We start from the raw sequence: 21,916 nt of genomic DNA, 5'->3' as shown, positions 1-21,916 counted from the left end.
AGTTGTCCGGGTTCGGCCGCTGAACAAAGTGGTTCAAAAAAGAAAAAATTTGGAGCATTACGCATGAAGGCATTAGGAAAAAAGCTTGCTGGCAAGACACTTCTCGCCATGTCCCTGATGGGCATAATGGCGGGTGCGGTTCAGGCGGACGACAAGGTGTTGCACGTCTATAACTGGTCCGACTACATCGCGCCGGACACCATCAAGAAGTTCGAAACCGAGTCCGGCATCAAGGTTGTCTACGACGTATTCGACAGTAACGAAACCCTGGAAGCCAAGTTGCTGGCAGGCAAGTCCGGTTACGACATTGTCGTACCGTCGAACAACTTCCTGGCCAAGCAGATCAAGGCCGGCGTTTACCAGAAGCTGGACAAGTCCAAGCTGCCTAACTGGAAAAACCTGAACACTGACCTGCTCAAGGCTGTGTCGGTGAGCGACCCGGGCAACGAACACGCGTTCCCGTACATGTGGGGTTCGATCGGCATTGGCTTCAACGCCGAGAAGGTCAAGGCTGCACTGGGTGCCGATGCACCAACCAATTCCTGGGACCTGTTGTTCAAACCTGAAAACGCCGCGAAGTTGAAGTCGTGCGGTATCAGTTTCCTCGATTCGCCAACCGAGATGATTCCGGTGGCGTTGCACTACCTGGGCTATCCAACCGACAGCCAGGACAAAAAACAACTGGCCGAAGCCGAAGCGCTGTTCCTGAAGATTCGTCCTTCGGTGGGCTACTTCCACTCGTCCAAGTACATCTCCGACCTGGCCAACGGCAACATCTGCGTGGCTGTGGGTTACTCGGGTGACATCTACCAGGCCAAGTCCCGCGCGGCTGAAGCCGGTGACAAGGTGAAAGTCAGCTACAACATTCCGAAAGAAGGTGCCGGCAGCTTCTACGACATGGTCGCCATCCCTAAAGATGCCGAAAACGTCGAAGGCGCCTACAAGTTCATGACCTTCCTGCAGAAGCCGGAAATCATGGCTGAAATCACCAACGCCGTGCGCTTCCCGAACGGTAACGCGGCCGCCACTGCCTTGGTTGATAAAGAAATCACCGCCGACCCGGGCATCTACCCGCCGGCAGAAGTGCTGGCCAAGTTGTACGCGATTGCCGACTTGCCGGCCGCGACCCAGCGGATCATGACGCGCAGCTGGACCAAGATCAAATCGGGTAAATAAGCCGTTTTGAGGCAACAACCTGTTGCCGTCGCCTGCGCGGTGACGGCAACAGGTGTAATTAAATGACAGAAAGTTTTGCTGGAACGGTTTTTCGAGGGTAAGTTGCGCGCCGGTTTTGTTGCTGGGCAGCCATGCCTGTCATGTAACGCGGGGCAACTTGGGCCCAACTAATTTTAGAGGACCTCCACTTGCCTATTTTTTCTTTGTTGCGCAATGCCATGCTGGTCGGCGCCGGGCTGACACTCGCTGTCAGTGTCCAGGCCGCCGGCACTGTGCATATTTATAACTGGTCGGACTACATCGGCCCGACGACGCTGGCCGACTTCCAGAAAGAGACCGGCATCAAACCGGTTTATGACGTCTTCGACTCCAACGAAACCCTGGAAGGCAAGTTGTTGGCAGGGCGCACCGGTTACGACGTGGTCGTACCGTCCAACCACTTCCTGGGCAAACAGATCAAGGCGGGCGCCTTCCAGAAGCTCGACAAGTCGAAGCTGCCTAACTATGCCAACCTCGATCCGGTACTGCTCAAGCGTCTTGAGCAAAACGATCCGGGCAACTTGTACGCCGTGCCTTACCTGTGGGGCACCAACGGCATCGGTTACAACGTCGACAAGATCAAGGCGGTACTGGGCGTCGACAAGATCGACTCCTGGAGCGCGGTATTCGAACCGCAGAACATCAAGAAGCTGCACGCTTGCGGCGTCGCGTTCCTCGATTCCGCCGATGAAATGATGCCCACCGTCCTCAACTACATGGGCCTCAACGCTAACAGCACCAACCCCGAAGACTACAAAAAGGCCGAAGCCAAGTTGCTGGCGGTGCGCCCTTACGTGACGTACTTCCACTCCTCCAAATACATCGCGGACCTCGCCAACGGCGACATCTGCATCGCCATCGGTTTCTCCGGTGACATGTTCCAGGCCAAGGCCCGCGCGGAAGAAGCCGGCAAGGGCATGAACATCGCCTACTCGATTCCGAAAGAGGGCGGCGCACTCTGGTTCGACATGCTGGCAATCCCCAAGGATGCGGCCAACGTCAAAGAAGCCCACGCCTTCATCAACTATTTGTTGAAACCCGAGGTGATCGCACAGGTCAGTGATTCTGTTGGCTATGCGAACCCCAACCCTGGCTCGGACAAGTTGATGGAACAGTCCATCCGCACCGACGAGTCGGTCTATCCACCGCAAGCCGTTCTCGACAAGACCTATGTGTCCGTCGAGTTACCACCAAACATTCAACGTTTGATGACCCGCAGCTGGACCAAGGTCAAGTCGGGTAAATAGCGACAAGGCTCAAACTATCCAAGGTTGGCTCACCTTGAGCGAACTGCACTCTTTTTTTCTGGGAGTTTCGTAAATGGCAGTTGCCTCCGGCGCCTATAAGAAAGCCCTCGAGGGCGACCAGACACCTAAACAGGTGCTGGTCAAAATCGACCGGGTCACGAAGAAGTTCGACGAGACGATTGCCGTGGACGATGTGTCCCTGGAAATCAAGAAAGGCGAGATTTTCGCCTTGCTCGGCGGTTCTGGATCGGGCAAATCCACGTTGCTGCGTATGCTCGCAGGCTTCGAACGGCCCACGGAGGGGCGCATTTACCTCGATGGTGTAGACATCACTGACATGCCGCCATACGAGCGGCCGATCAACATGATGTTCCAGTCCTACGCGTTGTTCCCGCACATGACCGTGGCGCAGAACATCGCCTTCGGCCTCAAACAGGACAAGCTGCCCTCCTCTGAAGTCGATGCCCGTGTCGCAGACATGCTCAAGCTGGTTCAGATGACCCAGTACGCCAAACGCAAGCCGCATCAGTTGTCCGGTGGTCAGCGTCAGCGTGTGGCCCTGGCGCGCTCGTTGGCCAAGCGGCCGAAGCTGTTGCTGCTCGACGAGCCGATGGGTGCGCTGGACAAGAAGCTACGTTCGCAAATGCAGCTGGAACTGGTCGAGATCATCGAGCGCGTCGGCGTGACCTGCGTCATGGTGACCCACGATCAGGAAGAGGCCATGACCATGGCCGAGCGCATTGCGATCATGCACCTGGGCTGGATCGCTCAGATCGGCAGCCCGATCGACATCTACGAAACCCCGACCAGCCGCCTGGTCTGCGAGTTCATCGGCAACGTCAACATCTTCGACGGCGAAGTGATCGATGACGCCGAGGGTCATGCGATCATCACCTGCAAGGACCTCGACCGGAAGATCTACGTGGGCCACGGCATCAGCACCTCGGTGCAGGACAAATCCGTGACCTACGCGATCCGTCCGGAAAAACTGCTGGTGACCCCGACCATGCCGACCTGCGAATACAACTGGTCCAGCGGCAAGGTGCACGACATCGCCTACCTCGGCGGTCACTCGGTGTTCTACGTCGAGCTGCCGAGCGGCAAGATCGTCCAGTCGTTCGTCGCCAACGCCGAGCGCCGTGGCCAGCGCCCAACCTGGGGTGACCAGGTCTACGTGTACTGGGAAGACGATAGCGGCGTGGTACTTCGCTCATGAACATGCGCAAATTCAAACGCCGCCTCAATCGAATAATTCCCGGTGGCCGCCAGCTGGTCATCGGGGTTCCGTTCATCTGGCTGTTCCTGTTCTTCATGCTGCCGTTCTTGATCGTCCTGAAGATCAGCTTCGCTGAAGCCGACGTAGCCATTCCTCCGTACACCGAGATCTACAGCTACATAGACCAGAAGGTGCAGTTGCTGCTTAACCTGAGCAACTACGCGATGCTGGCCGGCGACGAGTTGTACATCGCTGCTTACCTTGGCTCGCTGAAGATGGCGCTGATCAGCACCGTCCTCTGCCTGCTGATTGGCTACCCGATGGCCTATGCCATCGCCAGTGCCCGTAAAGAGCTGCAAACGGTGCTGGTGCTGCTGATCATGATGCCGACCTGGACGGCGATCCTGATCCGCGTGTATGCGTGGATGGGCATCCTCAGCAACAACGGCCTGCTCAACGGTTTCCTGATGACCATGGGCTGGATCAACGAACCGCTGCAGATCCTCAACACCAACCTCGCCGTGTACATCGGCATTGTCTATTCGTACCTGCCGTTCATGATCCTGCCGCTTTACGCCAACCTGGTGAAGCACGACAACAGTCTGCTGGAAGCCGCGTCGGACCTGGGTTCGAGCACGTTCAACAGCTTCTGGAAGATCACTATTCCGCTGTCGAAGAACGGCATCGTCGCCGGCTGCATGCTGGTGTTCATTCCGGTGGTGGGCGAGTTTGTGATCCCGGAACTGCTGGGCGGTCCGGAAACCCTGATGATCGGTAAAGTGCTCTGGCAAGAATTCTTCAACAACCGCGACTGGCCGGTGGCGTCTGCCCTGGCGGTGGTGATGCTGGCGATCCTGATTGTGCCGATTATTCTGTTCAACCGCAGTCAGGCCAAGGAAATGGAGGGTAAAGAATGAAGCGCTTCCGTTTCTCGAGTTTCATGCTGATCGCGGGCTTGCTGTTCATCTACGCGCCGATGCTGATCCTGGTGATCTACTCGTTCAACGCCTCGAAACTGGTGACGGTGTGGGGCGGCTGGTCGATCAAGTGGTACGTCGGTTTGATGGACAACACTCAATTGATGGGCTCGGTGGTGCGCTCGCTGGAAATCGCCTGCTACACGGCGGTGGCGGCGGTGGCACTGGGTACGTTGGCGGCATTTGTGCTGACCCGTATCACCCACTTCAAGGGTCGCACGCTGTTCGGTGGCCTGGTCACCGCGCCGCTGGTGATGCCCGAAGTGATCACCGGTCTGTCGCTGTTGCTGCTGTTTGTGGCCATGGCGCAGATGATCGGTTGGCCACAAGAACGCGGCATCGTCACCATCTGGATCGCTCACACCACGTTCTGTGCGGCGTATGTGGCGGTGGTGGTGTCGGCGCGCTTGCGTGAGCTGGACCTGTCCATCGAAGAGGCGGCCATGGACCTCGGTGCGCGGCCATGGAAGGTGTTCTTCTTGATCACCATCCCGATGATCGCGCCATCCCTGGGTGCCGGCGGCATGATGTCGTTCGCCCTGTCCCTGGATGACCTGGTGTTGGCGAGCTTCGTGTCGGGCCCGGGCTCCACGACCCTGCCGATGGAAGTGTTCTCGGCGGTGCGCCTTGGGGTTAAACCCGAGATCAACGCCGTGGCCAGCCTGATTCTGCTGGCGGTTTCGCTGATGACCTTCCTGGTCTGGTTCTTCAGCCGCCGTGCCGAAGAAGCGCGCAAGCGTGCGATCCAGCAGGCAATCGAAGAAAGCGCGGCCGACTCCTGGAAACAACCGGACGTGCGTCGCGCCCAGCAGGCGCCGGAAGCGGCTTGAAGGTTGGCCACGATTATGTGGCCAACCCCGATCCAGTGTGGGAGCGAGCGTGCTCGCGATGAGGTCGTGTCAGTTGATGGAGATGTCGACTGACACACCGCATTCGCGAGCAGGCTCGCTCCCACAGTTGTTTTAGGAAACCCAGGGAGACTTGCGGATGATCTCGACGAAGTTCATCGGCTTGAACCCCGGCTCGCTGTCCACCAGCACATCTGCGTTCACCGTGCCGAACGTGGTATCCGGCTTGTGTTTGAAGCCATTGGCGAACGCACACAGGATGCATTCCTTGAACCCCTCGCCCCGTGGGTGCGCATGCACCACTTCCTCACGCTGCACGGTGGGAAACGCGGCGTAATCGATACCCAGTACATCCATTTCCACACCGGCCGTGACCAATGCCACGTTAGGCCGCAAGTGTTGCGGTACGCCCGGCGTGGTGTGCAGGGCAATCGAAAGCCACACCTGCTCGATATCGCCATCCGACAACCCATACGGCTTGAGGAACGCTTTGGCGGCGTTGGCGCTATCGACTTCGAAGCGCTCGTTGTCCGTGCGATGACCGTCCACCAGGCCCAGGTCATGGAACATGGCGCCGACGTAGAGCATCTCTGGATCGTAGGCCAACTGCTTGCGCTCACCGCTCAAGGCGCCGAACAGAAACACCCGGCGCGAATGGTGGTAAAGCAAATCGGACTCGGCGTCGCGAATGTATTCGGTGGTGGCCTTGGCCAACGCGCTGTCGGGGATTTTGATACCGGCAATGATGCTGCTCATGGTGCTTTCCTCGTGGGGAACGCCGTGGCGGCGCTGATGGAACAAGTCTGTTCCGGCCTCCAAAACCGGACAATCGATCCATGGCTGCGATCCCGGCCAATGAGCATGCAAATCGCGCCAACCTCGCTTGTTGCGCCCGGGTTGGCTAAGTTTGGTACCGGCGAATACGCTTTTGTGGCGAGGGAGCTTGCTCCCGCTGGGCTGCGAAGCGGCCCAAAAACCTGCAACTCAATTACACCAGGCAAACAGTAGTGACAGGAATGGGAGTGCTGCGCATTCCAGCGCGAGCAAGCTCCCTCGCCACAGGTAAGTGTGACCCGTAGAGGCAGTTCAACCATGAGTAAAACCGTTGCCATCGTAGTGTTCGCTGGCGTCCAGTCGTTGGACGTCACCGGTCCCATGGATGTGTTTTGCGAAGCCAATCGCTTCCTCGAACCGCATGACCATTACCGGTTAGAGGTCATCGGCGTCGAACGCGGGATGATGGCGTGCTCCAACGGTTTGTCGCTCAATGCCCATCGGCATTTCAGCGAAGCGCTGGAGGCTTATGACTTGCTGCTGGTGGCCGGCGGGCCGCAATTGCCGTTCCTGGATTTTGGCCCGTCCTTCGATGGCTGGTTGCGCGATGCCTGTGCGCGGGCGATACGATTTGGTTCGATCTGCAACGGCGCGTTCATGCTGGCCCGGGCCGGATTGCTCGAAGGACGGACCGTCACCACCCATTGGGATGATGCCGCGGCGTTGGCGACAGCGTGCCCATCGACTCAGGTCGATGCCGATCGCCTCTACGTTCAGGACGGTGAGCTCTTCACCTCGGCCGGCGTCACGGCGGGGATTGATTTGTCGTTGTACCTGTTGGCCCGGGACCACGGACCGGAAGTGGCGTTGAGCGTGGCCAAGCGGCTGGTGGTGTTCACCCAACGCTCGGGCGGGCAATCACAGTTCAGCCCGTTCCTCACACCCCACGCCGAACCGACGTCGGCGGTGGCACTGGTGCAACTCTACGTCCTGGCCAACCTGACCGGCGACCTGACCATTGCCGATCTGGCGAACGCGGCCAACATGAGCGCCCGCAACTTTTCCCGGGTGTTCGCCAAGGAGGCGAAAATCACCCCGGCGGAATTCGTCGAGCGGGCGAGGGTGGACGCGGCGCGGGTGCTGCTTGAAAGCACCCATTCACCGCTCAAAACGGTGGCGTATCAATGCGGGTTTCGCGATGCCCAGCACATGCGCACGGTGTTCAGTCGCCGATTGGGAGTGACGCCGCAGCAGTTCAGGTTGAATTTTGCGGCGATGGTTTGAGCCATGAACAGGCGTTGTTCTTGCGGGCCTCATCGCCAGCAGGCTGGCTCCCACAATGGATCCGCGTGCACAGGATCACTGTGGGAGCCAGCCTGCTGGCGATGTGGCCAGTCCAGCCAATACAAAACTATTGAGCACTTCGCGCCGGCAACAGCTTCAACGTACTGCGCGTATTGGCCGTGACTTCTTCGTTATTGAAGTGCGCCTCGTAGTAAATCCCTTCGACATACGCTTCGGCCTGGTCTTCGTAGTGGCTGTCGAACGGCACGCCGCTCTGGCCGACCGGGTTGATGGTCAGGCTGTGGGACGGGTCGGCAAAGTCCACCAGGCGCCGCGTCGATGGGCCATACGTCACCGGCCACGGCGCCGGGCCGATCTTGGCCGAGAGGTTGTTCGGCACTTCATGGGTGCCGGGCGCCGCGAACGGGCCGACGTTGAAGATTCGGTCCAGCGGCTTCTGCACGCCCAAGGGGTGATCGTGGGTCAGGGTGTGCGCCTTGCCCCACTGCCAGTGCGCGACGTCAGGGCCAAGGGTGGTCTTGAGGTGGGCGATGCTCGCTTGCCAGGCCACTTTCACTGTATCGGCGCGGGTTTCCTTGCCGAGGGTGTTGCGGTTGTCCCACCACGGCGAATCGGCCGTCGCGGCCAGGCGGGGTAGCGCAGCGTCGATCACGCGAGTCGAGAGCAGGGTCTCGAAAAAATCATTCCCCAGCTCATCGTGCATCGTCGCGTCGGCCAGGTTGAACAGGAACTGGTTGAACAGCGTGGCGCTGGTGGAATCCAGCGGGTAATCGCCTTTCCATTGCGCCAGTTGCTCGACCAGTTTCAGTTCGGCGGGATCGCTCACCCCTTCACGCAGTACCGGCAACAGCGGCGCCAACAGACGCGGGCCGTAGGCGGTGGTGGTGCCCAGTTGCAGCTTCTGGTTGGCCTCGTTGTCCCATTTCACGCTCTTGTCGCTGAGCTGATGATTGAGTTGCTGGCCGCGATCGGCGAGGTTGTAGTAACCGGGAATCTCCATGCCGGTCGGCGAAACGGGCTGAAAGTTCGCCGAGACGATGTAGCCGCGCGCCGGATTTTCTTCCTGCGGGTTGGCGCTGAACGGGTAGAAACCCTCCTTGTCCGCCTGATTGGTGCTGCCGTCGAGGATAAAACCGGGCTTCACCCCGGCCGCACGCTTGGGCAGCAGCGCCGAGGCCCACCAACCGATGTCGCCCTTGGCGTTGGCGTAGACAATGTTCAATCCCGGTGCCTGAACCTTGGCCGCTGCGGCGCGGGCCTTGGCCAGGGTGTCGGCGCGGTTGAGCTGGTAGAAACCTTCGAGGATCGGGTTCGGCGTTTCAAGGAACGCCCACCACATGGACACCGGTGTCTTGCCGGCGGCGCTGCCCAGCACATCGTTGATGATCGGGCCGTGGGGCGACTGGCGCAGCCTCAGGGTGACCGGCGCCTGGCCTTTCACCGCGATCTGTTGCTCGGTGTTGACCATGTCGACCCATTTGCCGCGATACCAGACCTGGTTCGGGTTGTCCGGGTTGATCTTCTCGGCGATCAGGTCGAGGTCGTCGTTCTGGAACATCGTCAGGCTCCAGCCGAAGTCCAGGTTGTGGCCGAGAAAGGCAAACGGCACCAGCGCCTGATGATGACCGTAGAGCTCGAAGCCCGGCGCCGACAATTGCGCCTCGTACCATACCGACGGCACCGAGAAGCGAATGTGCGGGTCACCGGCCAGCAGCGGCTTGCCGCTTTTGCTGCGGTTGCCGGCAATCACCCAGGCGTTGCTGCCTTCGAACTGCGGCAGGCCGTTCTCGGCCAAGGCCTGTTCGCTCAGGCGGGCGAGGGCGTTCAGGTCTTTCCAGTCACCGGCAGCGAGGGCGGGGCCGGGTGTTGAGCGCGTCTTGGCCAATACGCCTTTGGGCTGCCAGTCGAGTTCGAAAACACTCAGGTACTCGACACCCAGTTGGTCGCGCACAAACGTCAGTAAAGGTTCGGTGCGAAACGCGGCGGCAAAACTGTACGCCATGTAACCGGCGACGCTGATGCTGTCTTCGGCGGTGAACGGGCGCTTGTGGATGCCCAGCACGTCGAACTCCATGGGCGCCGCGTGAGTGTCCTGATACTGGTTGATGCCATCCAGATAGGCTTCCAGCGCCTTCCATGCCGGTGACTGACGATCCAGTGCGGCCACATAACTCTCGGCGCGCTCCCGGATACGCAAGCTGCGGAACAGTTTGTCGGTGTCGATCAGTTTCGGTCCGAGGATTTCGGCCAGCTCACCCCGGGCGAGGCGGCGCATGGCTTCCATCTGGAACAACCGATCCTGAGCCTGCACGTAGCCGAGGGTGCGGTAGAGGTCGGTTTCGTTTTCGGCGCGGATATGCGGCACGCCGCGCTCGTCGTAACGCACGGTCACCGAGCCCTGAAGATGCTGCAACTCCACCTGGCCCTGGCGCGTCGGCTGCTTGATGTACACGTACCCGCCGACCCCGATGACGAGCGTGACGATCAGCAATACAAGTACGGTCAGGACGCGTTTCATGGTGACTCCTTGTTCTTCGGGATTGCCGCCCGTGCGGGCTGCAAACATGTAGCACAGACCTTCTGTGCCGGGCATCACGGTCCTGGAAAAGTCAGGATTGCCTTACTTCGCTTCCTCCGGCCAAGGGCAGTAGCAACCGACCGCCAGCGTATGGGTGGCGCCCACCGCACGACCTTCGCTGAGTGCTTGCAGGATGGGCTCGATAAAGCTGTTGTTCGAATTGCAGGTCAGGCCTTCGCTGTACGGGCCGAAGTAGGCCAGTTTGCCGCTGCGGTCCCAGATCGCCACCGCCGGGCTGGCGGGGATCTGTTCGGAACCCGGGAGAACGGTGATGGTTTTCAGGCGGCTCAAGGTGCTGGGCAACTGACCGTGGCTGCCGGGTTTTTGGACCGCGTAAAACTCCACGCCCTGCGGTACGTATTGATCGACCAGTTCAGTCAGGTGTTGCTGGTTGCCGACATTGCACGGGCAGGCCGGGTCCCAGAAGTGCACCAGGCGTATGGCGCCGGGGCCGGCGAGGTCGGCGGGCAGGCGCAGCGGATCACCGGAAAATAACGCGGTGTGTGAACTGAAGGCGCGCAGGTAGCGCCCCTGAAACCAGTCATAGGCCGCCCACAAGACGCCGGCACACACGAGGGCGAGCAGGCTGGCAAGCAGTGTGGTGCGGTAGGCCGGGCGCATGGGTTTCAATCCTCGAAGGTCGGCTAGCTTGCCATGCTTGCCGCGACAGATGAATATCGCAGGCCCATAAAGTCTGTTTAACGCTCTGGAAATAGCTCATGTCTGCCACTTTCGACCCCGATCATTTACGCGCCAGCCTGCGGCCATTGGCCGAATGGCAGCCGCTTTCGGTGGAGGCGCTGGCCTATCAGCGGTTTTACGGGCTGGATTTTCCGGGGCGAATGCTGCGCCGCGGATTGGGGCGTTTCGAGGTCGATGGCTATGAAGTGGTCAGCCAGGTCTGGTGGCCTGACCAGGCGAAGGCGACGCTGTTTATGTTCCATGGCTTCTACGACCACACCGGGCTCTACCGGCATGTGATCGAGTGGGCGCTGGATCAGGGCTTCGCAGTGATTGCCTGCGACTTGCCGGGGCATGGCCTGTCCAGTGGCGAGCGGGCGAGCATCAAGGATTTCGCCGAGTATCAGCACACCCTGGAAGGGTTGCTTGCCGAGGCGCAGTCGCTCGACCTCCCACAGCCGTGGCACCTGTGCGGGCAAAGTACTGGCGGGGCGATCGTGATCGATCATGTACTTAACCACGGTGCAGACAGTCCGGCCCAGGGTCAGGTGATTCTGCTGTCACCGCTGGTTCGGCCGCGCGCCTGGGGCTGGTCGCAGCTCAGTTATTACCTGCTCAAGCCTTTCGTGAACGGCATTGCCCGGCGCTTCAGCGAGAATTCCAACGACCCTGAGTTCCTGTCGTTCCTGCAAGCCGATCCGTTGCAAGCGCTGCGACTGCCAACGGCGTGGGTCGGTGCGTTGGCGCGGTGGATCAAGCGAATCGAGGCGGCACCGAACAGTCCACGGCGACCGCTGATTGTGCAGGGGCAGTCGGACATGACGGTGGATTGGGAGCATAACCTTGAGGTGTTGAAGGCCAAGTTTGATCGGCCGCAGGTATTGATGCTGCCGGAGGCGCGGCATCATCTGGCGAATGAGACGGTTGGGTTGCGGCAGGAGTATTTCGGGTTTTTGACCAAGCGGATCAAGGGTCGGAATCTTTAGCGCAAGTGAGGGCCTCATCGCGGGCAAGTCGGTGTATCAGGCGCTAAAGATTACTGACTGAGATTCGCCGGATCCTGCCCCACCGCCAACCCCGCCCGAATGGCTGCCAGCGCTGCCTGGTAATACGCCTTGCCCTCGGTGGACTCGGCAAACGTGGCGAACTCTTCCAGTTCTTCATCCGACAGATCGCGATACACATACAACAGCGTGTTGTTCAGATCAGCACCAATCTGTTCCATCAAACGCTGGCGCTGTCCGTTCAACACCCCTTGCGCCTGACCGCCACCGAGCAACCCCGGGATCATCGAACTCAGGCTGTCAGCCGCGACACCGGCGATCGCCAGGCTGACTTCCGCACCAGCCTCGCGAGCGGGCAGGGCCTGGGCCAGGTGGCCGATGATCAGCAGACGGCTGTCACTGGCCTGAATCTTCGGCAAACCCTTGGCGTTTTTCGCCAGTTGATCGCGACGGGTCGCCAGCAATTCGGCGGCGACGATTTTCTTGCCCAGCGGGGATTGAAAGAAGGTCAGCGCAGGTTGCGGATCGGCGAGGCTTTTGCGCAATTGAGCTTCGGCGCGCTGGTCCACGGCCTGGGAGGCGAAACGTTGATTGCTGTTGTTCACCAAGGCTTGAAACACCGCCGGTGGCAGGCTGTTCTGGTAGCGCTGCTGAGCGGCAGAGAGGGCGTCGTTAAAATGCGCGCGCTGATCTGGCCAACCGGCGACCTTGTACAACTGGTCGTGGCCGTCTGCCCAAGCGGGCAACACACAGAGCATCAGCAATGAAAAAAACAAACGGCGCATAGGGACTCCTGTCAGCAGGCGACTATTCTCCGTGCGGCTTTCGTACTTGTCGAGAATTCGTATCAGTAATCCGACAAATCCTCCGCCGCGCGGCTCTGTCGGATTTGCAGGCACAGGAATACTATGCGCGCCATGCAAATATCCTCTGATCACCCGCTGCTGTTACGTATCGTCGACGACCTGGCCGAGCGCGGCTGGTCGCAGCAGAATATTTTCCTGCCTCTGGGTCTGACCCGGGAACTGGCGGCTGAGTGCCGTAAACGTGCAGCCGAGGGCGAATTGGCCCCGGCGGCCGTGGGGCGAGGGCCGACGTCGGAGATTCGCGAGGGGATCCGCGGCGACCACATCCAGTGGATCGAGCCCGGCCAGGCGTTGGCGTGCGACAGTTACCTGAGCTTGATGGACAGCCTGCGCGAGGCGATGAATCGCGGGTTGTACCTGGGCCTGGAAGATTTCGAAAGCCATTTCGCCCTGTACCCGCCCGGTGCGTTTTACCTCAAGCATGTCGATCGTTTTCGGGATGACGACCGGCGCATGGTTTCGGCGGTGATCTACCTCAATGACGGCTGGCTGCCCGAGCACGGAGGCCAGTTGCGCATGTACCTGGAGGACGGCGTCGAACACGACGTTGTGCCCACTGGCGGATGCCTGGTGGTGTTTCTGTCAGGCGAGGTGCCTCACGAAGTCCTGCCCGCGACCCGGGATCGCCTGTCATTGACAGGCTGGTTCCGGCGCCGCGGTAACGAGCCGTTCTGATCATGCAGAAGATTCTGGTAAGCCGCTGCCTGCTGGGCCATCGCGTGCGTTACGACGGCGGGGCGAGCGGGCCGTTCGATCAGCTTCAACAGTGGCTCGATGAAGGTCGCGTGGTGCCGTTGTGCCCGGAGGTTGCCGGTGGTTTGCCAACACCCAGGGCTGCAGCGGAAATTCCGGGCGGGCAGGGCGGTGAAGTGCTGGATGGCCACGCCTCCGTCATCACTACCGAGGGTGAGGACGTCAGCGCCGAGTTTCTCTCGGGGGCTTACCAGGCGCTGGAGTTGGTGCGAAAGCACGACATCCGCATCGCCGTGCTCAAGGCCAACAGCCCGTCGTGCGGGAATTTGTTGACGTATGACGGGAGCTTCAGCGGTGTGAAGGTCAGCGGCGAGGGGGTGACGGCGGCGTTGCTCAAGCGCCATGGTGTGCAAGTCTTCAGTGAGTTGGAGCTGGCCGAAGCGTCCGCTGCATTGACCGCGCAAGACTAACCACGAGTGAGCCTGCTCGCGATGAGGCCATACCAGTCAACGGTGATGTTGAATGTTAGGCCGGCTATCGCGAGCAGGCTCACTCCTACAGGGTTGGTCGTCAGTCCGGGATCAGGGTTTGGGCGCCACACTCGCATCCGCCCCAAACCACTTCTGCTCCAGCGCCCCCAGTCGACCATCCGCCTTGATCCGCTTCAACGCAGCTTCCAGGCTGGCGTGAAACGCCGGGTTACCCTTCTGAAACGGAATCGCCAAATCCACAGCCGGGGCGGTTTTCGGCTTTTCTTCCGTCAGCGACTGCACCAACAGGATCGAACGCGGCTCTTCTTTCTGCGCGATCAATTGCGCATTGGTTTGAATGTAAGGCTCGGTGAAGTCGAAACGATCCTTGAGATCCGGGGTCATTGCTATGTGGTTGATGGCGATGTCGTACTTGCCGGTTTCAACGCCGGACAACAGGTCGCTGGAATCGGTCACGACGAAGTCGGCCCGCACGTCCAGTTCTTTGGCCAGCTGTTGGCCCAATTCCACTTCGAAGCCGGTGAGTTTGCCCTCGTCCTTGAAATTGAAGGGGGGTGTATTAGCCTCAAGGGCAATACGCAGTTCGCCCCGATCGTTTACATCGTCAATCAGTTCGGCATGGGCCAAAGGGCTCAAAAGGGGTAGCAGGCAGATCAGGCCAGGCAAAAAGCGCATGGTCACTCCTTTGAATACATTTATCGCGATGCTCTGATTCAGGCTCGCTTTGCTATGGTTGTCGAGGTCCTTCGACAACAAATGGCCGTGAAGTTGTCTCGGCCACGCGGATTTTACGGAAAAACTGGAGAAGAGAATGAAAACGTTTATGTCACGAGCAGCATTCGCTGGGCTGCTGCTGAGTGCTTCGATGCTGGCAACGGCTGCGACTCCGGCGCCCAAGGGTGCAGAAGTGTTTATCGTATCTCCCGCAGACGGCGCCACTGTCCCGGAAACCTTCACCGTCAAATTCGGCGTCAAGGACATCGCCCTGGCACCGGCCGGGGATGTCACCAAGAACACCGGTCACCACCACTTGCTGATCGATGTCGACAAACTGCCGGCCGCCGGCGCACCGATTCCGCTGGATGCTAACCACATGCACTTCGGCAAGGCGCAGACCCAGGCCGAAATCAAACTGGCCCCGGGCAAACACACCTTGCAGCTTGAGCTGGGCGACAGCGGACACATGCCGTTCGATCCGCCCATCGTGTCGAAGAAGATCACCGTCAACGTCAAATGACACGGTAGCGCATGAAAAAGGAGCCCCGAAGGGCTCCTTTTTTTGTCGCTCAAGTCACTGTCAGAACAACACGCGGCAACGAATAGTGCCGTTGATGTGCTGCAGTTTCTCCTGGGCGATTTCCGAGTAATCGGCGTCTACGTCGATGACCACGTAGCCGACTTTCTCGTTGGTCTGCAGGAACTGACCGGAGATGTTGATGCCGTTTTCGGCGAAGACCTTGTTGATCTCGCTCATCACACCCGGAATGTTCTGGTGGATGTGCAGCAGGCGGTGCTTGCCAGGGTGAGCCGGCAGGGCCACTTCCGGGAAGTTCACGGACGAAACCGAGGTGCCATTGTCGCTGTACTTGACCAGCTTTTCTGCCACTTCCAGGCCGATGTTGGCCTGCGCCTCGGCGGTGGAACCACCGATGTGCGGGGTCAGGATCACGTTGTCCAGGCCACGCAGCGGGCTTTCGAACTCTTCGTCGTTGGAGCGTGGCTCCACCGGGAACACGTCGATGGCCGCGCCGATCAGGTGCTTGTCCTTGATCGCGTCCGCCAGGGCGTCCAGTTCGACCACGGTGCCGCGTGCGGCGTTGATCAGAATTCCGCCCTTCTTGATGGCGCGGATTTCCTTCTCGCCGATCATCCACTGGGTCGCCGCGGTTTCCGGAACGTGCAGGGTAACGATGTCGGACATGCCCAGCAGCTCGGTCAGGTTACCGACCTGGGTTGCATTGCCCAATGGCAGCTTGGTCACGGTATCGTAGAAGTACACCTGCATGCCCAGGCCTTCCGCCAGGACCGACAATTGCGTGCCGATCGAGCCGTAACCGACGATGCCCAGCTTCTTGCCGCGGATCTCGAAGGAGTTGGCCGCGCTCTTGATCCAGCCGCCACGGTGGCAGGATGCGTTTTTCTCAGGAATGCCGCGCAGCAACAGGATCGCTTCGGCCAGCACCAGCTCGGCAACGGAGCGAGTGTTGGAGTACGGCGCGTTGAACACCGCGATGCCGCGTTCGCGCGCCGCGTTCAGGTCGACCTGGTTGGTGCCGATGCAGAAACACCCCACAGCCACGAGCTTCTTCGCGTGATCGAAGATCTCTTCGGTCAGTTGAGTGCGAGAGCGAATGCCGATGAAGTGCGCATCAGCGATCTTTTCCTTCAGCTGGGCTTCCGGCAGAGAACCAGTGAGGTACTCGATGCTGGTGTAGCCCGCCGACTTGAGGACGTCGACAGCCGATTGGTGGACGCCTTCGAGAAGAAGGAACTTGATCTTGCTCTTATCGAGAGAAGTCTTGCTCATCTGCGTAAACCTGTATCCCGGAGAAAAATGGCAGGAAATAGTCAGGGTGCCCTGTCTTATACGTACTGATCCTTTTTGACGGCGTCTGTTGCCGTCATGCTGCGTTGCCGCTCCTCGCCATAGCGGGCCATGACTCGTCGCGGCGCCTTGCCTGACGACAACAGCCACTCGCCAAAAGAGGATCGTACGTATAAAACAGGGCACATAACGCTGACCCGGACGGCAAGAATGCCGTCACCGCAGAATAGCCGTTGGGCACTACCCTGCGGGGTCGGTATGCTAGCATACGCACCCCGCTAAACACTCATTCCTGCGACGTGAAGCGTTCTCAGGATGACCATGAATTGTTCGAGAGTTCTGTCGATGACCAATCCTGCCCTGATTGATGAGCTGAAGACCCTGGTTGAGCCTGGCAAGGTGTTGACCGACGCCGACTCCCTGAATACTTATGGCAAGGATTGGACCAAGCATTTCGCCCCGGCCCCGACCGCCATCGTGTTCCCCAAGACCATCGAGCAGGTCCAGGCCATTGTCCGTTGGGCCAACACGCACAAGGTGGCGCTGGTGCCGTCCGGCGGTCGTACCGGTCTTTCCGCCGCTGCGGTGGCGGCCAATGGTGAAGTGGTCGTGTCGTTCGACTACATGAACCAGATTCTCGACGTGAACCTGACCGACCGCACGGCGGTGTGCCAGCCAGGCGTGGTCACCGAGCATCTGCAGAACGTGGCTGAAGAAAAAGGCCTGTATTACCCGGTGGATTTCGCGTCGGCGGGTTCGAGCCAGATTGGCGGCAATATCGGCACCAATGCCGGCGGAATCAAAGTGATTCGCTACGGCATGACCCGCAACTGGGTAGCCGGCATGAAAGTCGTCACCGGCAAGGGCGATCTGCTGGAACTGAACCGCGACCTGATCAAGAACGCCACCGGCTACGACCTGCGTCAGCTGTTCATCGGCGCCGAAGGCACCCTCGGTTTTGTCGTCGAAGCGACCATGCGCCTGGACCGTGCGCCGAAAAACCTCACCGCGATGGTCCTCGGCACCGCCGATTTCGACTCGATCATGCCGGTGCTGCACGCGTTCCAGAGCAAACTCGACCTGACCGCCTTCGAGTTCTTCTCCGACAAGGCCCTGGCCAAGGTCATGGCCCGCGGCGACGTGCCGGCGGCGTTTGAAACCGATTGCCCGTTCTACGCGCTGCTGGAATTCGAAGCGACCACCGAAGAAGTGGCCAACCACGCCCTGGAAACCTTTGAGCACTGCGTCGAGCAGGGCTGGGTGCTGGACGGCGTTATGAGCCAGAGCGAAACCCAGCTGCAGAACCTGTGGAAACTACGCGAATACATTTCCGAAACCATTTCCCACTGGACGCCATACAAGAACGACATTTCGGTCACCGTGTCGAAAGTCCCGGCATTCCTGAAGGAAATCGACGCGATTGTCGGCGAACACTACCCGGATTTCGAAATCGTCTGGTTCGGCCACATCGGCGACGGCAACCTGCACTTGAACATCCTCAAGCCGGAAAACCTGAGCAAGGACGAGTTCTTCGCCAAGTGCGCCACCGTCAACAAGCGGGTGTTCGAAACCGTCGAGAAGTACAACGGCTCGATTTCCGCCGAACACGGCGTGGGCATGACCAAGCGTGATTACTTGACCTACAGCCGCTCGCCGGTCGAGATCGAATACATGAAAGCCGTCAAGGCGGTGTTCGACCCGAACGGCATCATGAACCCGGGCAAAATCTTCGCTGTTTGAATCAACGGAACAGGAGTCGGTAATGAGCTATCAGCACCAGTATGTCGACGGTACGCGTATTCACTTCCCGCTGGGGAAAGTGGTGTGCATTGGCCGCAACTACGCCGAACACGCCAAGGAACTGGACAATCCGGTGCCTACCGAGCCGCTGCTGTTCATCAAGCCAGGCAGTTGCGTGGTGCCGCTGGAAGGCGGTTTCAGCATTCCGACCGAGCGCGGTTCGGTGCATTACGAAGCGGAAATCGCGGTGTTGATCGGCAAGCCGTTGTCGACCAAGCCAAGCCGTGAAGAAGTGCTGGATGCGATTTCCGGTTTCGCCCCGGCCCTGGACCTGACGTTGCGCGACAAGCAGGCCGAGCTGAAATCCAAGGGCCTGCCGTGGGAAATCGCCAAGTCCTTCGACGGCGCGGCGGTGATTGCGCCGTTCGTGTCCGGCAGCACCTTTGCCGACCTGACTGACATCGGCATCCGCCTGACCATCAATGGCGAAGTGCGCCAGGATGGCAACAGCAGCGCCATGCTCAACCCGATCGTGCCGATGATCCAGCACATGGCCGGTTGCTTCTCGCTGCAGGCCGGGGACGTGATCCTGACCGGCACGCCAGTGGGCGTTGGCCCGCTGAATGTCGGTGATGAACTGGTGATCGAACTGTCCGGCGCGAGCAGTTTCACCAGCAGCGTCCGTTAACCCAAACACCGCAAAACCCGGTAGGCGTGAGCCTGCTCGCGATACCGGCCTGTCATTCGATATCTCTGTTGACTGACACGCCCTCATCGCGAGCAGGCTCGCTCCGACATCGGTTTGTAGTGGCCCGCAGAAGGGCAATCCCGCCATTTCCCGTTTTTTTCACATCTTGTCTGGATAATTCCGCGGATTCCGGCGTCTGAGCCGGTCCCAATTGTGCTATTACCCGTAGCCTGAATTTCTGGAACGCATCCTGAATGGCCACCCGACCGCTGCCCACTGTCAAAACTGCCCGCCGCTCGCGCTTTGTCATGCGTTGGTATTCCTGGCTTTTGCTGGTGGCCGTCGCCGTTTATGGCCTCGCCTTTGCGATGCATTGGGACGATCGCGGTGTGCTCTGGCTGCATGAGCGTTTTGAAAGCCCGGCCGAGCGTCTGGAAAGTATCTGGCTACCGGATTACCGCGCAGTGATCGACGCCAAGCTGCTGCCGGGCATGGAGAAGGACGAAGCGTCGGACCTGGCCTACAACCCGCACACCAAAACCCTGTTTTCGGTCATGGGCAAAAACCCGTTCCTCGTTGAGCTGACCTTGCAAGGCGATGTCCTGCGCAAGATGCCGCTGGTGGGCTGGAGCAACCCTGAAGGCCTGACCATGATGGGCAATGGTCTGCTGGCCATCGTCGATGAGCGTGAGCATATGCTCTCCATCGTCAAGGTCGATGCCGACACGCGTGAACTGAACATCGCCAACTTCCCTAAATACGACCTCGGCCCTTCGAAAGACCAGAACAAGGCCTTCGAAGCCATCGTCTATGACCCGCGCAATCAGCAAATCCTCCTGGGTGAGGAGCGTCCGCCGGCGCTGTTCAGCTGGAAAAGCGACGGCAGCCAGACCCTCAAGGGCGACAAGCAGAAACTCGCCAATGACGAACTGGACATCCGCAACCTCTCGGGACTGGCCATCGACCCGCGCACAGGCCACACCCTGGTGCTGTCCGCCGATTCCCACTTGTTGCTGGAACTGGACGAGAAGGGCGAGCAGGTCAGCTTCATGACCTTGCTGGGCGGCTTCAACGGCTTGAAGAAGACCATTCCGCGCGCCGAAGGCGTGACCATGGACGAGGCGGGCACGCTGTACATGGTGAGTGAGCCGAACTTGTTCTACCGTTTCGAAAAGCAGAAATAGGCGCTCAGAATCCAGGCGTTGTGGTCAAAGGCAACTGGCCATTAAGCTTGAATTCATACAGGCGTGATATTTCATCCGCCTGTTTCTGTTTCCGAGCCCGCCTGAATGCGCCGACTTGCCCGTCCCAAACCCCTTATTTTGATCCTGACAGTCATTGCACTGGTCGCGCTGATTGCGGTTGGCCAATACATGCGTCTGTTCGAGCGCGCCTGGTTCAACCTGCACACCCTCTGGCAACCTTTAAGCAGCGAGTCCATCGGCCTGGATCAATACCGGGTGGAGATCGAAGCCCGGGTCATTGACGGGCTGAACGACGACGTGTCGGCGCTGACCTTCGATCCGGTGCGCAAAAGCCTGTTTACCGTCACCAACAAAAACGCCGAGCTGATCGAGCTGTCGCTGGACGGGCGGATCGTCCGACGCATTTCGCTGGTCGGCTTCGGTGATCCGGAGGCGGTGGAGTTCATCAGCGCCGACACATACGTGATCACCGATGAACGCCAGCAGCGGCTGATCAAGATTCATCTGGATAAGGACACGACGTTCCTCGACGCGGCGGACGCCGAGCAGATGACCCTCGGCGTGCACATGAGCGGCAACAAGGGTTTCGAAGGCCTGGCTTACGATTCGGTGGGCAAGCGCCTGTTCGTCGCCAAAGAGCGCGACCCGATGCTGATCTACGAAGTGCAGGGCTTCCCGCATTACAACCCGGAGAAATCCTACGCGGTGCACGTGGTCAACAACCCCAAGCGCGATGCCGGGATGTTCGTGCGAGACCTGTCGAGCCTGCAATACGACGAGCGCAGCGGCCATTTGCTGGCGCTGTCCGACGAGTCGCGGCTGATTCTGGAACTGGATGTGGACGGGCGACCGCTGAGCACCATGTCGCTGAGCAAGGGGCGACAGGGGTTGCAGAAGACCGTGCCGCAAGCGGAAGGCATCGCCATGGATGACGATGGCACGATGTACCTGGTGAGCGAGCCGAACCTGTTCTACGTCTTCAAAAAACCAGCGCAGAACTAACAAACACCGCAAACCAATTGTAGGAGCGAAGCTTGCTCGCGAAGAGGCCGTCACATTCAACATCGCTGTCGATTGTTACGGCCTCTTCGCGAGCAAGCTTCGCTCCTGCGGGGGAGTGCGGGGTCAGGCCTTGAGGGTTTTCACGCCTTCGCTAGTGCCCAGCAGCAGCAAATCCGCCGGACGCGCCGCGAACAAACCATTGGTGACCACGCCCACAATGGCGTTGATCTGCGCCTCCAGCTCCACCGGGTTGGTGATCTGCATGTTGAACACGTCGAGGATGATGTTGCCGTTGTCGGTCAACACGCCTTCACGGTAGACCGGGTCGCCGCCGAGCTTCACCAGCTCGCGGGCCACATGGCTGCGGGCCATCGGGATCACTTCGACCGGCAGCGGGAACGCGCCGAGCACCGGCACCAGTTTGCTGGCGTCGGCGATGCAGATGAAGGTCTTGGCCACGGCCGCGACAATTTTCTCGCGAGTCAGGGCCGCGCCGCCGCCCTTGATCAAGTTCAGGTGCTCGTCGCTTTCATCGGCGCCGTCGACATAAAACTCCAGGTCGCTGACGGTGTTCAGCTCATACACCGGAATGCCGTGGCCCTTGAGACGAGCGGCGGTGGCTTCGGAGCTGGCGACCGCGCCGTCAAACGCGCCTTTGTGCTTGGCCAGGGCGTCGATGAAGCAGTTGGCGGTGGAGCCGGTGCCGACCCCGACAATGCTCTTGTCGTCGAGTTTCGGGAGGATGAAGTCGACGGCGGCCTGAGCCACTGCCTGTTTGAGTTGATCCTGGGTCATGCGGGCTCCGAGGTGCCGAAGGAGGGAACGAAAGGCCAGCATTATA

The 21,916-nt window shown here is 59.8% G+C and carries 21 protein-coding genes; 14 read left to right on the top strand and 7 right to left on the bottom strand.

The window, feature by feature from the left end; genetic code table 11:
- Positions 1–63: 63 nt before the first annotated feature.
- The 5 genes from FBY01_RS04785 (at position 64) to FBY01_RS04765 (ending at position 5,485) form a co-directional block, all read left to right on the top strand.
- Positions 64–1,176, top strand: a complete 1,113-nt coding sequence (locus FBY01_RS04785; protein WP_010466686.1) for a polyamine ABC transporter substrate-binding protein — start codon at positions 64–66, stop codon at positions 1,174–1,176.
- 188 nt (positions 1,177–1,364) lie between these two features.
- Positions 1,365–2,462, top strand: coding sequence for a polyamine ABC transporter substrate-binding protein (locus tag FBY01_RS04780; RefSeq protein WP_042932490.1), 1,098 nt, complete (start codon positions 1,365–1,367; stop codon positions 2,460–2,462).
- 73 nt (positions 2,463–2,535) lie between these two features.
- Entirely contained in the window at positions 2,536–3,678 is a 1,143-nt protein-coding gene (locus FBY01_RS04775; protein WP_145306649.1) for an ABC transporter ATP-binding protein, read from the top strand.
- Positions 3,679–3,713: 35 nt separating this feature from the next.
- Entirely contained in the window at positions 3,714–4,595 is an 882-nt protein-coding gene (locus tag FBY01_RS04770; protein WP_178113220.1) for an ABC transporter permease subunit, read from the top strand.
- Positions 4,592–5,485: an ABC transporter permease subunit gene (locus FBY01_RS04765; RefSeq protein ID WP_010466694.1), complete on the top strand. Its 894-nt coding sequence runs from the start codon at positions 4,592–4,594 to the stop codon at positions 5,483–5,485. Before FBY01_RS04770 ends, FBY01_RS04765 begins: the two co-directional genes overlap by 4 nt.
- Before the next feature lie 132 nt (positions 5,486–5,617).
- On the opposite strand, the gene FBY01_RS04755 is transcribed toward FBY01_RS04765, so the two are convergent.
- Positions 5,618–6,259 carry an HD domain-containing protein gene (locus FBY01_RS04755; RefSeq protein WP_145306654.1) on the bottom strand — a complete coding sequence of 214 codons (642 nt, stop codon included), beginning with the start codon at positions 6,257–6,259 and terminating at the stop codon, positions 5,618–5,620.
- Positions 6,260–6,595: 336 nt separating this feature from the next.
- Between FBY01_RS04755 and FBY01_RS04750 the strand changes: the two genes are divergently transcribed.
- Positions 6,596–7,561, top strand: coding sequence for a GlxA family transcriptional regulator (locus tag FBY01_RS04750; protein WP_145306656.1), 966 nt, complete (start codon positions 6,596–6,598; stop codon positions 7,559–7,561).
- 127 nt (positions 7,562–7,688) lie between these two features.
- On the opposite strand, the gene FBY01_RS04745 is transcribed toward FBY01_RS04750, so the two are convergent.
- Positions 7,689–10,100 carry a penicillin acylase family protein gene (locus FBY01_RS04745; protein ID WP_145306658.1) on the bottom strand — a complete coding sequence of 804 codons (2,412 nt, stop codon included), beginning with the start codon at positions 10,098–10,100 and terminating at the stop codon, positions 7,689–7,691.
- Between the two features lie 102 nt (positions 10,101–10,202).
- Complete coding sequence (locus FBY01_RS04740; protein WP_083375517.1) at positions 10,203–10,781, bottom strand: DUF6436 domain-containing protein; 579 nt, start codon at positions 10,779–10,781, stop codon at positions 10,203–10,205.
- 98 nt (positions 10,782–10,879) lie between these two features.
- On the opposite strand from FBY01_RS04740, the gene FBY01_RS04735 reads away from it, so the two are divergent.
- Entirely contained in the window at positions 10,880–11,827 is a 948-nt protein-coding gene (locus FBY01_RS04735) for an alpha/beta hydrolase (RefSeq protein ID WP_145306660.1), read from the top strand.
- 50 nt (positions 11,828–11,877) lie between these two features.
- Here the strand turns inward: FBY01_RS04735 and FBY01_RS04730 are convergent, their stop codons facing one another.
- Positions 11,878–12,630 (bottom strand): DUF2059 domain-containing protein, encoded by a 753-nt coding sequence (locus tag FBY01_RS04730; RefSeq protein ID WP_010466707.1) that lies wholly within the window; start codon positions 12,628–12,630, stop codon positions 11,878–11,880.
- A 123-nt stretch (positions 12,631–12,753) separates the two neighbouring features.
- On the opposite strand from FBY01_RS04730, the gene FBY01_RS04725 reads away from it, so the two are divergent.
- A complete protein-coding gene (locus tag FBY01_RS04725) occupies positions 12,754–13,386 on the top strand; it encodes a 2OG-Fe(II) oxygenase (RefSeq protein ID WP_042932493.1) in 633 nt (210 codons plus the stop codon).
- Positions 13,387–13,388: 2 nt separating this feature from the next.
- A complete protein-coding gene (locus FBY01_RS04720; protein WP_010466711.1) occupies positions 13,389–13,874 on the top strand; it encodes a DUF523 domain-containing protein in 486 nt (161 codons plus the stop codon).
- A gap of 111 nt (positions 13,875–13,985) precedes the next feature.
- Here the strand turns inward: FBY01_RS04720 and FBY01_RS04715 are convergent, their stop codons facing one another.
- The gene (locus FBY01_RS04715) at positions 13,986–14,570 is read right to left on the bottom strand and encodes a transporter substrate-binding domain-containing protein (RefSeq protein WP_145306662.1); all 585 of its coding nucleotides are present in this window, start codon (positions 14,568–14,570) and stop codon (positions 13,986–13,988) included.
- Between the two features lie 136 nt (positions 14,571–14,706).
- Between FBY01_RS04715 and FBY01_RS04710 the strand changes: the two genes are divergently transcribed.
- The gene (locus FBY01_RS04710; protein ID WP_010466714.1) at positions 14,707–15,132 is read left to right on the top strand and encodes a DUF4399 domain-containing protein; all 426 of its coding nucleotides are present in this window, start codon (positions 14,707–14,709) and stop codon (positions 15,130–15,132) included.
- A gap of 60 nt (positions 15,133–15,192) precedes the next feature.
- Here FBY01_RS04710 and serA read toward each other — a convergent pair whose 3' ends face one another.
- Positions 15,193–16,422, bottom strand: a complete 1,230-nt coding sequence (serA, locus tag FBY01_RS04705; protein ID WP_010466716.1) for a phosphoglycerate dehydrogenase — start codon at positions 16,420–16,422, stop codon at positions 15,193–15,195.
- A 363-nt stretch (positions 16,423–16,785) separates the two neighbouring features.
- On the opposite strand from serA, the gene FBY01_RS04695 reads away from it, so the two are divergent.
- From FBY01_RS04695 to FBY01_RS04680, 4 genes are all read left to right on the top strand, one after another.
- A complete protein-coding gene (locus FBY01_RS04695) occupies positions 16,786–18,180 on the top strand; it encodes an FAD-binding oxidoreductase (protein WP_145306664.1) in 1,395 nt (464 codons plus the stop codon).
- 22 nt (positions 18,181–18,202) lie between these two features.
- Positions 18,203–18,868, top strand: a complete 666-nt coding sequence (locus FBY01_RS04690; RefSeq protein ID WP_010466720.1) for a fumarylacetoacetate hydrolase family protein — start codon at positions 18,203–18,205, stop codon at positions 18,866–18,868.
- A 254-nt stretch (positions 18,869–19,122) separates the two neighbouring features.
- Positions 19,123–20,052 (top strand): SdiA-regulated domain-containing protein, encoded by a 930-nt coding sequence (locus FBY01_RS04685; protein ID WP_145306666.1) that lies wholly within the window; start codon positions 19,123–19,125, stop codon positions 20,050–20,052.
- A 105-nt stretch (positions 20,053–20,157) separates the two neighbouring features.
- The gene (locus tag FBY01_RS04680; protein ID WP_010466724.1) at positions 20,158–21,075 is read left to right on the top strand and encodes an SdiA-regulated domain-containing protein; all 918 of its coding nucleotides are present in this window, start codon (positions 20,158–20,160) and stop codon (positions 21,073–21,075) included.
- A gap of 123 nt (positions 21,076–21,198) precedes the next feature.
- Here the strand turns inward: FBY01_RS04680 and rpiA are convergent, their stop codons facing one another.
- Complete coding sequence (rpiA, locus tag FBY01_RS04675; protein WP_010466726.1) at positions 21,199–21,870, bottom strand: ribose-5-phosphate isomerase RpiA; 672 nt, start codon at positions 21,868–21,870, stop codon at positions 21,199–21,201.
- Positions 21,871–21,916 lie beyond the last annotated feature (46 nt).

Origin of the sequence: Pseudomonas sp. SJZ077, assembly GCF_007993905.1 — a bacterium.
Taxonomy (GTDB): Bacteria; Pseudomonadota; Gammaproteobacteria; order Pseudomonadales; family Pseudomonadaceae; genus Aquipseudomonas; species Aquipseudomonas mandelii.
Note: the sequence above shows the minus strand (reverse complement) of the source record. Positions and strands in the feature narration are given on the sequence as shown.

Excerpts from the sequence above, each read along its gene's own strand:
- FBY01_RS04785 (WP_010466686.1), top strand. The coding sequence starts at position 64 with ATGAAGGCATTAGGAAAAAAGCTTGCTGGCAAGACACTTCTCGCCATG.
- FBY01_RS04695 (WP_145306664.1), top strand. The coding sequence starts at position 16,786 with ATGACCAATCCTGCCCTGATTGATGAGCTGAAGACCCTGGTTGAGCCT.
- FBY01_RS04725 (WP_042932493.1), top strand. The coding sequence starts at position 12,754 with ATGCGCGCCATGCAAATATCCTCTGATCACCCGCTGCTGTTACGTATC.
- rpiA (WP_010466726.1), bottom strand. The coding sequence starts at position 21,870 with ATGACCCAGGATCAACTCAAACAGGCAGTGGCTCAGGCCGCCGTCGAC.
- FBY01_RS04730 (WP_010466707.1), bottom strand. The coding sequence starts at position 12,630 with ATGCGCCGTTTGTTTTTTTCATTGCTGATGCTCTGTGTGTTGCCCGCT.
- FBY01_RS04680 (WP_010466724.1), top strand. The coding sequence starts at position 20,158 with ATGCGCCGACTTGCCCGTCCCAAACCCCTTATTTTGATCCTGACAGTC.
- serA (WP_010466716.1), bottom strand. The coding sequence starts at position 16,422 with ATGAGCAAGACTTCTCTCGATAAGAGCAAGATCAAGTTCCTTCTTCTC.
- FBY01_RS04720 (WP_010466711.1), top strand. The coding sequence starts at position 13,389 with ATGCAGAAGATTCTGGTAAGCCGCTGCCTGCTGGGCCATCGCGTGCGT.
- FBY01_RS04765 (WP_010466694.1), top strand. The coding sequence starts at position 4,592 with ATGAAGCGCTTCCGTTTCTCGAGTTTCATGCTGATCGCGGGCTTGCTG.
- FBY01_RS04755 (WP_145306654.1), bottom strand. The coding sequence starts at position 6,259 with ATGAGCAGCATCATTGCCGGTATCAAAATCCCCGACAGCGCGTTGGCC.
- FBY01_RS04710 (WP_010466714.1), top strand. The coding sequence starts at position 14,707 with ATGAAAACGTTTATGTCACGAGCAGCATTCGCTGGGCTGCTGCTGAGT.
- FBY01_RS04740 (WP_083375517.1), bottom strand. The coding sequence starts at position 10,781 with ATGCGCCCGGCCTACCGCACCACACTGCTTGCCAGCCTGCTCGCCCTC.
- FBY01_RS04685 (WP_145306666.1), top strand. The coding sequence starts at position 19,123 with ATGGCCACCCGACCGCTGCCCACTGTCAAAACTGCCCGCCGCTCGCGC.
- FBY01_RS04775 (WP_145306649.1), top strand. The coding sequence starts at position 2,536 with ATGGCAGTTGCCTCCGGCGCCTATAAGAAAGCCCTCGAGGGCGACCAG.
- FBY01_RS04750 (WP_145306656.1), top strand. The coding sequence starts at position 6,596 with ATGAGTAAAACCGTTGCCATCGTAGTGTTCGCTGGCGTCCAGTCGTTG.
- FBY01_RS04745 (WP_145306658.1), bottom strand. The coding sequence starts at position 10,100 with ATGAAACGCGTCCTGACCGTACTTGTATTGCTGATCGTCACGCTCGTC.
- FBY01_RS04715 (WP_145306662.1), bottom strand. The coding sequence starts at position 14,570 with ATGCGCTTTTTGCCTGGCCTGATCTGCCTGCTACCCCTTTTGAGCCCT.
- FBY01_RS04690 (WP_010466720.1), top strand. The coding sequence starts at position 18,203 with ATGAGCTATCAGCACCAGTATGTCGACGGTACGCGTATTCACTTCCCG.
- FBY01_RS04735 (WP_145306660.1), top strand. The coding sequence starts at position 10,880 with ATGTCTGCCACTTTCGACCCCGATCATTTACGCGCCAGCCTGCGGCCA.